Source organism: Actinobacillus seminis (assembly GCF_002263215.1).
GTDB lineage: Bacteria > Pseudomonadota > Gammaproteobacteria > Enterobacterales > Pasteurellaceae > Actinobacillus_B > Actinobacillus_B seminis.
Genome location: NZ_NLFK01000001.1, coordinates 1 through 13,650, shown reverse-complemented (window position 1 = coordinate 13,650; position 13,650 = coordinate 1). Strand labels below are relative to the sequence as shown.

Annotated in this window: 17 protein-coding genes, 1 tRNA gene and 1 pseudogene; 4 read left to right on the top strand and 15 right to left on the bottom strand. The window is 38.5% G+C overall.

The features are described 5' to 3' along the window. The first annotated feature begins 37 nt into the window (after positions 1-37). Entirely contained in the window at positions 38-289 is a 252-nt protein-coding gene (locus CFY87_RS00090) for a hypothetical protein (RefSeq protein ID WP_011609877.1), read from the top strand. Positions 290-433: 144 nt separating this feature from the next. Here CFY87_RS00090 and CFY87_RS00085 read toward each other — a convergent pair whose 3' ends face one another. The 4 genes from CFY87_RS00085 to CFY87_RS00070 form a co-directional block, all read right to left on the bottom strand. After that, entirely contained in the window at positions 434-868 is a 435-nt protein-coding gene (locus CFY87_RS00085; RefSeq protein WP_094945305.1) for a hypothetical protein, read from the bottom strand. Between the two features lie 111 nt (positions 869-979). Next, complete coding sequence (locus tag CFY87_RS00080; RefSeq protein ID WP_094945304.1) at positions 980-1,462, bottom strand: hypothetical protein; 483 nt, start codon at positions 1,460-1,462, stop codon at positions 980-982. Positions 1,463-1,525: 63 nt separating this feature from the next. Continuing rightward, entirely contained in the window at positions 1,526-2,023 is a 498-nt protein-coding gene (ssb, locus tag CFY87_RS00075) for a single-stranded DNA-binding protein (RefSeq protein ID WP_094945303.1), read from the bottom strand. A 90-nt stretch (positions 2,024-2,113) separates the two neighbouring features. Further along, positions 2,114-2,380, bottom strand: coding sequence for a hypothetical protein (locus CFY87_RS00070; RefSeq protein ID WP_094945302.1), 267 nt, complete (start codon positions 2,378-2,380; stop codon positions 2,114-2,116). Positions 2,381-2,685: 305 nt separating this feature from the next. Here CFY87_RS00070 and CFY87_RS00065 point away from each other — a divergent pair, with 305 nt between their 5' ends. Beyond that, positions 2,686-2,880 carry a hypothetical protein gene (locus CFY87_RS00065; RefSeq protein WP_094945301.1) on the top strand — a complete coding sequence of 65 codons (195 nt, stop codon included), beginning with the start codon at positions 2,686-2,688 and terminating at the stop codon, positions 2,878-2,880. A gap of 3 nt (positions 2,881-2,883) precedes the next feature. On the opposite strand, the gene CFY87_RS00060 is transcribed toward CFY87_RS00065, so the two are convergent. The 11 genes from CFY87_RS00060 to CFY87_RS00015 form a co-directional block, all read right to left on the bottom strand. Further along, the gene (locus tag CFY87_RS00060) at positions 2,884-3,093 is read right to left on the bottom strand and encodes a hypothetical protein (RefSeq protein WP_011609870.1); all 210 of its coding nucleotides are present in this window, start codon (positions 3,091-3,093) and stop codon (positions 2,884-2,886) included. Between the two features lie 3 nt (positions 3,094-3,096). Beyond that, positions 3,097-3,894, bottom strand: coding sequence for a hypothetical protein (locus CFY87_RS00055; RefSeq protein ID WP_094945300.1), 798 nt, complete (start codon positions 3,892-3,894; stop codon positions 3,097-3,099). Between the two features lie 148 nt (positions 3,895-4,042). Beyond that, positions 4,043-4,555, bottom strand: a complete 513-nt coding sequence (locus tag CFY87_RS00050; RefSeq protein WP_094945299.1) for a DUF3158 family protein — start codon at positions 4,553-4,555, stop codon at positions 4,043-4,045. A gap of 40 nt (positions 4,556-4,595) precedes the next feature. Continuing rightward, positions 4,596-5,348: a PFL_4669 family integrating conjugative element protein gene (locus CFY87_RS00045; RefSeq protein WP_094945298.1), complete on the bottom strand. Its 753-nt coding sequence runs from the start codon at positions 5,346-5,348 to the stop codon at positions 4,596-4,598. Between the two features lie 214 nt (positions 5,349-5,562). Next, the gene (locus tag CFY87_RS11990) at positions 5,563-6,264 is read right to left on the bottom strand and encodes a hypothetical protein (protein WP_236757297.1); all 702 of its coding nucleotides are present in this window, start codon (positions 6,262-6,264) and stop codon (positions 5,563-5,565) included. 49 nt (positions 6,265-6,313) lie between these two features. After that, positions 6,314-6,793, bottom strand: a complete 480-nt coding sequence (locus CFY87_RS11985) for an STY4528 family pathogenicity island replication protein (protein ID WP_236757296.1) — start codon at positions 6,791-6,793, stop codon at positions 6,314-6,316. A 161-nt stretch (positions 6,794-6,954) separates the two neighbouring features. Beyond that, complete coding sequence (locus CFY87_RS00035; RefSeq protein ID WP_094945297.1) at positions 6,955-7,506, bottom strand: DUF2857 domain-containing protein; 552 nt, start codon at positions 7,504-7,506, stop codon at positions 6,955-6,957. A 10-nt stretch (positions 7,507-7,516) separates the two neighbouring features. Further along, complete coding sequence (locus tag CFY87_RS00030) at positions 7,517-9,223, bottom strand: ParB family protein (protein WP_419670231.1); 1,707 nt, start codon at positions 9,221-9,223, stop codon at positions 7,517-7,519. Continuing rightward, positions 9,213-10,589, bottom strand: coding sequence for a replicative DNA helicase (gene dnaB, locus CFY87_RS00025; protein ID WP_094945295.1), 1,377 nt, complete (start codon positions 10,587-10,589; stop codon positions 9,213-9,215). Before dnaB ends, CFY87_RS00030 begins: the two co-directional genes overlap by 11 nt. Continuing rightward, positions 10,582-11,421 (bottom strand): ParA family protein, encoded by an 840-nt coding sequence (locus CFY87_RS00020; protein WP_094945294.1) that lies wholly within the window; start codon positions 11,419-11,421, stop codon positions 10,582-10,584. Before CFY87_RS00020 ends, dnaB begins: the two co-directional genes overlap by 8 nt. An 85-nt stretch (positions 11,422-11,506) precedes the next feature. Further along, a tRNA-Asn gene (locus CFY87_RS00015) sits at positions 11,507-11,582 on the bottom strand. Between the two features lie 393 nt (positions 11,583-11,975). Here CFY87_RS00015 and CFY87_RS00010 point away from each other — a divergent pair. Both CFY87_RS00010 and CFY87_RS00005 read left to right on the top strand, forming a co-directional pair. Further along, positions 11,976-12,839: pseudogene (locus CFY87_RS00010) on the top strand (ShlB/FhaC/HecB family hemolysin secretion/activation protein); the annotation flags it as partial. A gap of 33 nt (positions 12,840-12,872) precedes the next feature. Beyond that, positions 12,873-13,650: two-partner secretion domain-containing protein (locus tag CFY87_RS00005; protein ID WP_143226148.1), on the top strand; the 778-nt coding region annotated here is incomplete at its 3' end.

The following is a 13,650-nucleotide window of genomic DNA, read 5'->3' as shown; positions in this document are numbered from 1 at the left end:
GTTATTACTCAATTCGTATTAACTAGGAGAGCATTTAATGAAAAAACATCATAATGACGTATTATCAAATCGAGCTATTCTTAATAATGTAAAATCACCGGAATGCCATCAATGTGATGAGCCTATTATTTTTTCATTACAGGACAATCACCATCATTTCTCTCTTAGCTTATCTACCTTACTTGAATGTTTGAAATTTGCTGAAAACGAAAATGTGATACCACCTATTCATGAAACTTGGTGGGACGAAATATCTAAAATAGTAGAAATTCCATCTCACCGGATTTAAAAAGTAAAACCTTTCTCTTGTGCGACTTCTTTTGCTATTCCAAGAAGTACTTTATTACTTTCTCTTATTTTTTTCACTTAATTTATTTTGATCAAATGTATAATATTTCAATATATTTGGATCCAATTTTTTTTTTTTTTTTTTTTATGCAAATGATTTACTGATATATATTCCCGTGTATTTAGAAATCAGATAAATCATACGGTCAAAATTTAGAACAAGCTTTTGGATAATTGAAAGAACAAGAGGATTAACTTCAGCTTTTCTGGTCTCTTTATCATATTCTTGTCTTTTAGCACGGTAGGGACAAAAATCATAATCTGCCTGATAATAAGTTGCTAATCCCGATAAAGAATAATTAATATGCTTACCATAAGGTTTATCTGTATTAAGCAGTTTTTTGTAGAGTCCGATAACCTGTACAGGTCCATTACAAGCAGGACAGATAGCATATTGATTAATTTCATTGGAAGCATTTTTACGATTAAATAGTTTGGATTTACGCGTCTTTTTCTCAAAAAGATTTTTATCTATAGGGTAATTTTGATTATCATTTTGATCAAACTTTATTCTATCCATAGCACCTCCTATATCTAACTACGTTCAATCATAACATTTACTACCTTATGAGCAAACAAAAAAGCCCAATCATCAAGATTGGGCAACACTGAGGTTTTAGAGCAAACAAACCTATTTAGCCGCTTTTAAAATATCCGCTTTTATTTGATTGGCAAAGTCTTGAGACCCTTTCACCCGCCAAGAAATAAGGGTATTTTTGCCCTCTTTTTCTAGGGTAACTGCGACATAATACCGCCCCTCATTACCAAAAGAATCCGCCATTCGATAATAAACGCCCGGCGTTTTTTCATGAACATAGCCGCCTTCGGCAATTGCAGCTTTTTTCCAGGCACAATTCTTATTTGATTCAGGATCGCATTTCAACATTTCTTCCATTGTTTCAAACCCTACATTACGCTTAATGCGTACATACAGGGTATCAATATCTCGTTTAGAGGTTAAGGTATCCGAGAATTGTTGTTTATCTGCGTTGAGCGTACGATTGATTTCTCCTGCCCAATCGCCCACTTTTTGGTTGATTGCAGAAAGTTCTGCGCAGCCGGTGATAATTCCCAACATAAAAAGTGCGGTTGTAATTTTCAATGTTTTCATCATATCAACTCCGAATTGCTAGCTAGAATGGAATTTCACTCTACCTTAAAATAATTAAATCACAACTCAAAACGGAATCTGATCATCAATGCTAGGCAATGGTGCGGGCTGAGAAGCTGCAGTTTGATTTTGTGGAGTTTGATAAGCAGGTTGACTGTTTTGAGCATATTGGTTACGTCCCGGTTGCATATTGCGTCCTTGCGGAGCTTGTCCACCTTGATTACGTTCAGGGCAGCTATCCAGCATTTGTAGTACATCCCCTTGGATTTCAGTCATATATCGATCTTGCCCATTTTGATCTTGCCATTTACGGGTTCTTAAACGTCCTTCAACATAGACTTTTGAGCCTTTGCGTAAATACTCTCCTACAATCTCCGCTTGGCGACGATAAAATACAATACGGTGCCATTCGGTTAATTCACGTTTTTCACCAGTCGTTTTATCTGTCCAACTTTCGCTAGTTGCCACACTAATATTGGAAACCGCTTCGCCATTTGGCATTGTTCTCACTTCTGGATCTGCACCAAGATTCCCGACAATAATCACTTTATTAATCCCTGCCATAATGTTGTCCTCACAAATGATCGATAATTGACGTTATCTGTATTAAACGTGATTTTAGCCAGGAATAAAGGGGGTAATTCAATTTCAATTTTAGATAATTATTGAGCTGCTTAGCTGATTTTTCAAAGCAAAACTCAGTTCCTTGGGGTTTTGCTTTTTTAGTTCTTCCAAATCAGCCCAAGGTTTTGCATTAATCCATCTCTCAGAATGAAATTCATTCATTTTATCGATAACCTCTTTAGCGAGTTGACGCTCTTGAGAAAAACAAGTACGTTTTTCCGCTTGAGCTTCAATTTGATGTGAAATAATCGTTTCACCATCAATTTCAATACTAAATGTAATTTTTACATTATTCATAATTAACTTCCTGATTACCGTATATTCTACTAAAAGTTACGCCATTTTTCGTTAAGGTAAGGGGCTTGTCCCCTGCACCAAGGTTTCCCACGATAATCACTTTATTAATACCGGCCATCGTATTTACTCCTTCAACGAATTAAATTAGGTTTATTAAACTTGATTCGAGTAAAGAAAAAATCATTTAATTAAAATTCTGTTGGAATGAATTTCCAATATGTGAGTCGCTTATTTAGCCACACCGACTCAATGTGGTATATTGAATTTCCATTTTTATCTACCACAACAAAAATAGGAAAATCAATATGTCAGAAAAACTTAGTATTACCTTTGGTGAAGCCGTTATTGCAGCCTCAAATCTCTTGTCACTAGATTTAGGAGAAAGAAATCCAAACGACCTTATAAAAAAATGGAATAAATCACCCTATTCTCAGGAAGATTTTATTGCGATTAAACTAAATACCTTAGCAAAAGCTATTTATAAAATCTGTAATCGATAATACCTACGGATTTTTATCTATTGTAAAATTGTCCCAAGGTCTTGCGTCGAGCCATCTTTCAGAATGAAACTCATTCATCCTATTTATAATTTCTTTCGTTAATTTACGCTCTTGTGAAAAGTAAGAGCGTTTTTCTGCCTGTTCTTTAATTTGATGCTGAACAATGGTTTCACCATCAATTTCGACTGTAAACGTCATTTTTACATTAATCATAAATTACCCCTTGAATAAATAAGACTTAAACCGCTGTAATAACGATTTTTGCACATCTTTTGTTTGTTTTTTTAGCGATAGCCGGGATGTGACTTCAACGAGCTTTTTTTTGGCTTGTTCAAAATTTAATTCTTCGAGTAATTCATGATGACTTTCTTCATCATATTCCTTCCAAATCAAATAAGGTTGAAAATAATCAATCATCCAACCGGCTGTATCTTCTCGTTTTATTAATTTTGACTCAGCTGTCAGAATAACCGGCAAACCAAAGCGTTTAATTTTATCATTTAGTTCGCAATACATTTGGTAAAACATCTCATCAATATCATAATGATTGATAGTGACACCATGTAACTGGGTCTCACCGGTTTCATAAAACATAAATTTTGCAATACAAGTTCGATGATTACCATCTTGACCAATGTAGTAATTCATTCCATCAAGGGTATTAAAATACATTGACGGTGATTTATTTTCTGTTGCCCGATAATATTCCGGCTTCTTATCTTGCAGAGGAAGGTTAATATCCATTCGCTTACCGGATGTTAATAAATCCATCCAGGGGCGATTTTGGTATTGTTGATGAGCTGTTCCTATCACTTGAAATACATTAATTGAACCTTGTGACGTCCAATAGTGACGACGAACAAATGCTCCCATAAGAGAGCGATAAGGATCTTCCCAAGGTTGAATAATATCAAATGCCCAAGGAGGCGGATTTTTAATCACACGCAAGAAAAGTGGTGTTCTCATTTCTTCATAAACCGGACTATTTAATAAAGAATCAATATCAAATTTCATAACTTATTCCAATTTAAAGGAAAGGCTCCTTTTTTCGTTAAGGTAAGGGGCTTGTCCCCTTACCTTTAAAAGGCCTTTTGTATCCAGCGAGTACAAACCTTGAAAATCCAATGAGTACAAACTTGAAAATCCAGCCTTTACAAACTCTTTAATTAGACGATATTTCACCTTGAGAAAGGTCTTCAACTTCAGCTAATTTATCAATAGTTGCGGATAATTGTCTCATCATCGAATTTAATACCGACATTTGCATATTCAGCACTAATCGTTCTTTTTCCATCTGAGCAATGCGTTTTTTAATGCTATCAGATATTGCTTTATCTTCAATAAGTCCTTTCCAAATCAACTTGCCTTTTTCAGCGGATTGATTAGTTTTCCCAGTAGTGATACGCCAACGTAAAAAATGCCCACCTGAGGAAGAAGCTTTGTCCTGCATTAAACGAAACCCTAAGGCTTTTGTAATATCATTACTTCTTAATTTTTTGACAATATCTTGATGTTGGCTGATTAAATACTCTCTCACCTGATAAAGTGATAGCTGTAATTGCTCACAATCCTCAATATCAGCTATCTCACTAAAAAACTGTTTCAATACCAAATTAAGTGGGGTATGCACCGCTAAATCACGGTACATACTTTTTGGAATTAACTCATTTTTCATTCTTTCCCTCTTAGCACTGCGTCATTCTTATGTTATTTGATTACTCTGAGCCATTCTCAACAAATTCATCTTGTTCCGGTTCAGCCTCAGATAATGAGGTATTTTTTATAACCGGAGCAAAATTTGCACGTTTTTCCCCAGATAAGATTTCAGGGGATAACTCATACTTCATCCGTTTTATTGCTGCTTTATAGCGTGCATTATTTTCAATTGCATCGCGACGAGTAATCCCTGAATGGCGATAATTTTCAACCAATCCAAAACACTGACGAATTAATTTAGCCCCAGCTTCAATCCAATCTGAAGCCTCACTACGGGTCATTAAGGCAATATGAGAAGCTGCCATCACCGCACAAGCAAGCTCATCAAATTTCAAGAAAAGGAAAATTAATTGATAGCCAAGTTGAGAATTAAAGGTCAGTGCATAACGTGCGGGCTCAATACTCACACTGTTTTCCATATGGAATGCAGCAGGAATTTGTTCGCTATAAAGGTAATTCACTTTTTCTACAAGTTGTTGCATTTCCTGACGATAACCCAGCACCTTGGTTTCAAACCGTAGTAAATAATCATCAGCATAAGGGTCATCATTCGCTGCCGCACGTTGAATTTGACTTAATAAACTCAAACAATTCGGCATACTGATGATCCCTGCACGGATAATTTTGCCTTGTTCATTTCGCATGGCTGTGCGACCTACCCATAATTTAGAGGCATGATGGGTGTTGATTGTAATTTCAGGGGCACTGCGTAGTGGTCCTGGTCGTTGATTTTGAAGATCGGTGGTTGTCATACGGATACTCCTATTTTATGGTTAATTTTTGTACTTTGTAGAGTCCCTCTACACTGGTTAATTTTTGTACTTTGTAGAGTCCCTCTACACTGGTTAATTTTTGTACTTTGTAAAGCCCCTTTACAGTGGTTAAATTTTGTACTTTGTAAAGCCCCTTTACAGTGGTTAAATTTTGTACTTTGTAGAGCCCCTCTACACTGGTTAATTTTTGTACTTAATTCAAAAGCTGCGTTTTTAAATTACGTATCATTTCGGCACGTGCTTTCCGCTGTTCCAATGTTGGCACAGATGATGGCGGTGGTGTTTTATCCCGCTCTGGCACAGTAATATGTGTCAGTGATTTATTCATCATTGATAGATTACACTGGCTCAAATGTTGTTCAAGTAAATAGGGGTTAAATTGTCCTAAATGAGCTTTTCTCACTAGGCTCAGTAAATATCCCTGTGGCTTCTTAATAGTCCCTTTCTCAAGGCGTTCGCCCGCTTCAAACAAAATGGCTTGGCACAGCCCTAAATCAAGCCCTTCCATTGCTTTGGCAACAGTACGTTTCTCAAAGTGGTTTAAGTTAAGTGTCCAATCAATTTCTTCCGGTGTACCTGTACTGTATTTATTTATAAATACTGTACTGTACTTGTACTGATTCACTGAGTTCCTTAATGGAACTGAGCCTAAAATCAATGACTTACCCTGTTTTTCTTGGCTGAGTTCCCTATTGGAACTTGGGGTATTTTGACTGAGTTCCTTAATGGAACTCGGCAAATTGCTCATTTTTTCACTGAGTTCCTCACTGTTTTGACTGCGTTCCTTATTGGAACTCAGCAAATTCTGCTGCACAGTATCTAAATTTAAATAAGAAAAATCAGCCTCTTTTTCATTTCCAAAACGAGAACAATAATCTTGATAACGGGCTTGCATCCAATCAATATGTGAAACATAGTGCCATTGGGTTTTATCTGAAAGAATATTATCGACAATATACGTAGCGACCCCCCCTCACCACGATGTCTTTATGTTTTGTCGCAGAATGTAATAAATGGAGATAATCTTCGTTAAGTTGAATCGCATCTAATATGGGGATAGGCTCATCGTGCAATAAATAGACATTTCCTTTTACTTGCCCTAATTCATTACGCACCGTTTCACAAAGGGTCAACCACCGTGTTAGGCGTAACAACAATAAGGTTTGACTGACGGTTTTGCGAGATAGGCTCACATTCAGGTAAGGCTTATCTGACAGCAGTTTCCCCAATACCTCGTAAGACGGAAATAATCCCCCTTGAAACTCTCTTGCCTTATGCTTGATCAGTTGCCAAGCAAATTTGGCTCGCGGAGTTAAATAAGGATCATAAAGTAGCCTTGTCGGCACGGTTTCATGCTGATTTCCAAAAAAGAGTAATCCCTGTTCTGTTTTGTTCGGTGTAATGAGTTGCTCAAAAATTGTCATTTTTAATTCTCCAAAACCTGTATTGAATTATTCCGCTTGTTTTGGGTCTATATTTCGTTATAATGCTCTTGCTTTCTTAACAAAGGCAATGAGGGGAGTCAGTAATACTGTCCCCCTCTATCCCCCGATGTGCCTGATACTCACCTCGGGGGAGTTTTTTGTTATTTTTTATTGCGATACCAAGGCTCAACAGTACGCCAAATCGCTGTCAAATTAATTTGTGTTTCTTCCGCAAACAGCATTAATAATTCCAGACCTTCCATTGACTCTAAATTCTGAATGCTGTCTTTATGCTGACACCATAATTCCCATAGCACGGTCTTTTGTTCATCGGTTGCCGTGGCTTTTCTTCCGGGTTCTTCACGAATCCCCAATAAACTGCGTCTTGCCGATACTTTCGTGGTACTTAACCCAAAATAGGCATTCAACATTTGAATGGACGCACCAAGCAGCAAGGCACGATCAATAATCATTCGTTCCTGCGAATTGACTTGTGCCATTTTGACCATTTTCCAAAAGGCACTATGATCGATATTAATCGCCGCAATCGGCACTTTAGATTGGGCAATATCGTACATTTCATCAATGCTTAACTGTTGGATTTCGCTGAGCTCTGCCGTTGAAAACCCAAGGTGATGGCAGGTATTCACATTGCCTTCACGAATATTATTTACAATGTGGTCTAAAATCACTTTATTTAAATTATCAAGCATAATGCCTCCATTAAGCTGAAGCCCGTAAATAACGAACAAGACGAATGAGTCGAAATAATTTCACCAAGGCGATATCATCGATTTCAGGTTCCCGGTCTGCCGAACCTAACAATAATGCCGTATCAAGAAAACAGGCTTCCGCATAAGATAAATCCTGTGTTTGCAGCATATTGAGTAACTCATAAATTGTACGTTGTGTATCGTCTTTTAAAGAATCGTCCATGGCTTTCATCTGAAAGCTGTAATCGACAGGATCGTTTACAACGTGTTCAACGAGTTCATCAATCCCAAATTGCTCGGCAATATCTAAGGCAAGCGAATAGGCTTCTGCTTTATGTTGACGACTTGGGTATACCTGCCAAATATCCGCAACAGGTTGACGACCGACACAAGCAAACTCCAACCCATTTGCAATGGCTTGTTGCTCACGTTGAGCCTGAATACTCATTCCGGGGGTAATACCGTAATTTTGAGCAAATTGCCGGGCGAGATCTTGGAGTGGTTCAGAAATAGAAACCTCATCACCTGTTTCAGTATTCACAATGTCATTTACTGTTTCAGTCTCTAAATTATCGATGCTGACATCTTCCACGAAAGTGCGGTCATTTTTTTCTACATTTTCAGCATGCTCATCAGAGACTGGAGAAATGGCACTTGTACTTTCTGTTTCTGTCATCTCAATACGTTGAACAGGCTCGGAAAGGGATTTTTCCAATTGCTGTTGCTGAAATCTCGCCACATCTTCTTCACTATGCTGAATTTGGGCATCAATTTCTTGCTGCTTTTTCGCCAATTTCTGAAATTTACGCTCATCCAGATCCACTTCCATATAGAGCATTTCATAGCTGACTTTACCTTCAAGGGCATCCGTCATCTCATTAATTAAAGCATCTTGAAAGGTTTTCACATTAAAGGGATTATCATCATTGCAACGGGATAAACTGTTTTGCCAAATGGCTTCAAACGTAATTTCTGTTTTAAATTGATATTGCTGCCAAACTTCAAGGGAGTTATTGCGAATGGCTAGCAACTTATCTATTGGGCTATTACCTAAGCCATTAAATAAGACATCAGGAATAAAAGGATATAAAAACTCAACACATCTTGCCATTTTTAATATAGTTGTATAATGAATAATATACCCACCATTTTCCAATTCACTTGAAAGCTCTCGAGCTGATAATGAACGCCCAAGTTTTTTCTCGTAATACTTTTTCGCCTGCTGAATTCCTAGAGCTTTCTCAATAAAGGTTAAATCTGCACGGGTGTCATTCTCAATTAAATGACCGATCAGCAAATCAAGTTCCGCTTCCACACTGTCCGCTGTCTCACCTTTCCAAGGTTTATATAAGCATTCAATCGCCCAAAAACGTTGGTCTTGGGTTTCACTGAATAACTCTTTTAAAGCTTGAATCCTTGTATTCCCTCCATCTGCGATGATATAAAACGGCTCGCCCGGGCGTTGGGTAATATTGGGCTTATGATCTAATCCGCGACGTCGAATGGATTCTTTTATCATCTCAAAGTTAGGATTACGGGTTTTGCGTGGGTTATGCTCATAAGGGCGTAATTTATCCAACGTTACCGTAATGTACCGAGAGGTTGTAGGATAATGGGTTACAGCCGCTCCCACATAAGAGGGTGAGGTATTCACCATAGGTGAAACATTTAAATTGCGTGCCACAGCGTCTGATAATTTTTTGTTCTTAGTATTCATAGCGATATCCATCTAAATTCATTTCATTTTCAAATAAACTAAACTCACCATAAAAACGGCATTTCACGCTTCCTAAAGGTCCGTTACGCTGCTTGCCTATAATGATTTCAGCCAACCCTCGATCTACACTTTCCGGATGATATACCTCATCACGGTAGATAAACAAAATCACATCAGCATCTTGCTCAAGTGAGCCCGATTCGCGTAAATCCGCATTAACAGGGCGTTTATTGGTGCGTTGTTCCAAACTGCGATTTAATTGAGAAAGGGCATAAACAGGGCGATTTAATTCTTTCGCAAGGGCTTTTAATGCCCCTGAAATTTGAGTGATTTCAAGGTGACGGTTTTCTATTCTGCCGGTACCTCGCATTAATTGGAGATAATCAATGAAAACCGCCGCAGGCAAGCCATATTGTCGGCTATATTGACGCACTTTACTACGTAATCGAGGGATCGTTAATGCCCCTTCATCATCAATAATTAAACGCTTGCTCCAGTTTCGTTGAATAAGCCCCACCGAATCAGAAAGTTTGCTCCAATCTTCTTCCTTAAGCTCTGTCGCTCGACGAATCTTTTGCAGGCTTACCCTTGATTTCATCGCCATCAAACGCTGTAAAAGTTGATCTGCCGGCATTTCCTGACTGAAATAAAACACAGATTGCTCGTCCAATTTATCTAAAATACTTGCGGCAGCTGTAAGTGAAAGTGCTGTTTTACCCATTGCAGGACGTGCTGCGATAATGATGAGCTCTCCCGGTTGCCCGCCGGTAGTTAATTCATCTATTTGCTGAATTCCCAAAGGTGTACCGGTCACGGGATCCGCGTTTAGCGTGGATTTCTCCATCCTGTCAAAGATCTCACCAAAGACATCCGATAAATTCACCGCACTTTTATCCTGTTGACTTAAAGAAATCTCGGTATATTGCTTTTCAATACGCTCCGCAAGCTCGTCAAGCTGTTCTGCATTTTTTGGGGTACGCATTTCACCAAGAATAAATTGTCCTAAGGCCAGAAATTGACGTTGCTTGCTGTACTGTTTAACGAGGTTTGCATAAGTAATAAGATTGGAGGCTGATGGGGTATTGTTTACCATTTCAGCTAAATAAGCCAAACCGCCAACCTCATCTAAGCAGGCTTTTTCTTTGAGCCGTTCTGATAATGTCAACATGTCAATCGCTTTATTTTTATGGGCCAACTCACTGATGGCTTCAAAAATATAGCGATGTTGAATTAAATAAAAATCCTGCGCCTTTAATATTATGTCAACATCATCAAAATATTCCGGTTTTATTAATAAACCGCCAATCACCGCACATTCCGATTCCACAGAATATAATTCCGGTGAAGAGTTCTTCTCCTTACCCATTAGAACCTCCTCGAACTTGTTCAAAGTGCGTGATAAATTGAGGTAATAACAGGGAACAAAGTGATTTAATAATGTCATATTCAGCTTTGCTATGACGATAAACCGGTAATGAATAAGTAGCCGCTTCACGGTAGGCAACTTTATCGGGAATATGGAAATCCAAAAGTGTTTTATCTTTACTCATATTTTGCTCAAATAACTGCTTGAGCTGTCCAAGCACAAATTTGACATCATTCGTATGATCAACACAGTTTGGTACGGCTTTAAGTGGAGGAAGCCTAAAGCCGAAAGCCTCAAAAGTCTGAAGCTCCTGATACATACCTATCGTACCACGAATAAATTCTTTGGCAGATAGAATATGAGGCAGAATTGGACAAAATAATAAATCGGCAGCAAGAACGGACATATCTACCGTAATATCTCGTGTGCCACGCGTATCTACAATAATGAGGTCATAGCCTCGTAATTTTTTTAGCAAAAAACTAAAACGAATAGCACCATCAGGTGCATTACGCAGCATTTGACTGACGTTATTATTCGGATCATTAGATTGAATGAGGTCTAAATTAGGTAGGGAGGTTTTTGAAATAATATGGCTCGGCTCAACATCTTGATAAGTTAAAAACTCATGAATACCACCAAAAGCAACATAATCTAAGGAAAAATAAGTACTGAGTGTCGGTTGCGTATCGGTATCAATTAGTAAGGTTTTCAACCCGTGATCTGCACAAAATGCTCCGATATTCGCCGCATTGGTACTTTTTGCCGAACCACCTTTGGTTGAGGCAACGGTAATGATGAATGGTTTTTTAGATAAGTTCGAATTTCTCATTTGATACTCTCTTAACAAAATGATTGTTAATAAAGTATCGACTAGGAATTAGATATGATTCTGTAACATTACTAAGCAACGAATTTGGCTCCTCCTGCTGGACTTGAACCAGCGACATATGGATTAACAGTCCACCGTTCTACCGACTGAACTAAGGAGGAGTAGATTTTACGACTTAAGGAATGGTGCCTCGAGGCGGAATCGAACCACCGACACGGGGATTTTCAATCCCTTGTATAGCCCATTAACCTAAATAGCTCTTAGTGGAATATCCAGCCAATACCGCCACAAGATCTACTGTTTAACAGATGAGCCGATCTTACACCAATTCTAAAGTTTGTAAAGACCGGATTTTAACTTTTCTCGTAAAATACGCAACCTATAATAAGGCTGAATTTACCGTATTTCTAATCATTTCTACAATATATTCAAGAAAATTTTGACACTATGGAAAACCTAATCATAAATGCCCGAATAACGATAGATAGCCATTCTCAAATAAACCAACTATATAGTCCCTGATTGATCAACCCGCTTTACTTTTTATTCATTGAGCAACGAGAAACTATGGCTTCTATTATTCTGTTCCTTTTGGTTATTGGACACTCTCTGCTTCACTGTATAAAACGGATTACCATCAAGATGTTTTTGGGGCGTTTGATAATACTTACCTCTATGCTGGGCGTAGTGAAACAACCAATTTAAATCTTGCATATCGTCTTTATCGAGATGCGGTACGTAAAACCACGATTTCAGGCGGGTTTTGGTCTCGCCACTCGAAAAACTACATTGATGATGCTGAAATTGATGTTCAACGCCGCCGAATGGCTGGTTGGCAACTCAACCTTAGCCATATTAAATATATTAAGGCAGTAACACTGAAGCTTTCTCTAGGATTTAAATGGGGAACAGGTGTAGGTCGCACCATAGCGGCACCGGAAGAATATTGGGGAAACGGTACTTCTCGTCCTAAAATTATTACCGCCTCGGTAGACATTAATTATCCTTTCTATATGGGGAAGCAACCCTTGGCATTTAATACGACTTGGTCCGCTCAATGGAATAAAACCCCTCTTATTCAACAAGATAGATTGAGCATTGGTGGGCGTTATACGGTGCGTGGATTTGACGGTGAGTTATCTCTTTCCGGTGAAAAAGGTTGGTTATGGCGAAATGAGTTGGTTTGGAATATGGGAAACAGCGGTCAACATTTTTATTGGGCGGTTGATCAGGGCAGAGTATCGGGGTGGTCAACTCAAAATCAAGTTGGGCATAGTTTGGTCGGTACAGCAATCGGCTTACGTGGTAATGTAACGTATTTTTATTATGATGTTTTCTGGGGAAGACCGTTAAAAAAACCGACAGGATTTAGAACATCGCATACCGTAACCGGCTTTAATATCGGCTTAACCTTTTAATTTAGTGCATTAGGCTTAAACGAGGATTTTCTTATGAATAAACGTCAGTTTCGTGTGATTTTTAGCAAAATATTGCAACCTCTTGCCGTGATTTCAGAGCCAGTAAAAGCTGAAGGCAAAGCAAAAAGTGAGATGCCTCAAATGCAAAGTGCGGTTAATTTTCTACCCATTTTTGCCGCCTTAACTCCCCTTGTCTTTCGTTTATTCTGTGCTTTGAGTTTTGTCTTTTCCTCGTCTGTATTTGCGGAAACCTTAATTATCAAAGCCGATCCCAACGCACCTAAAAATCAACAACCTATTGTGTTGCAAACAGCGAACGGATTACCGCAAGTCAATATTCAAACCCCGAATGATAAAGGGCTTTCTCATAATAAATACCAAGATTTTAATGTAGATAAAAAAGGGGCGATTCTTAATAACAGCCACAAAGACACACAAACACAGCAAGCAGGTTGGGTACAAAGCAATCCTTATCTTGCTCGTGGCGAAGCAAAAGTGATTCTCAATGAGGTTACGTCCACGCATCCAACCCAACTTAAAGGTTATTTGGAAGTGGCAGGAAAAAAAGCTGAAGTAATCATCGCTAATCCAAATGGGCTTCATTGTGATGGGTGCGGCACGATTAATGCGACACGCTCAACAATGACCACAGGTAATCCACTGCTCGAAGATGGACGTGTAACAGGCTTTCAGGTTGAAAAAGGCAAAATGGTGGTGAGCGGCAAAGGGCTGGATAACAGTCGTGTCGATTATACCGATATTCTTGCTCGAGAAGCGGAAATCAATGCGGGCATTTGGGCGGGGAAAAAGC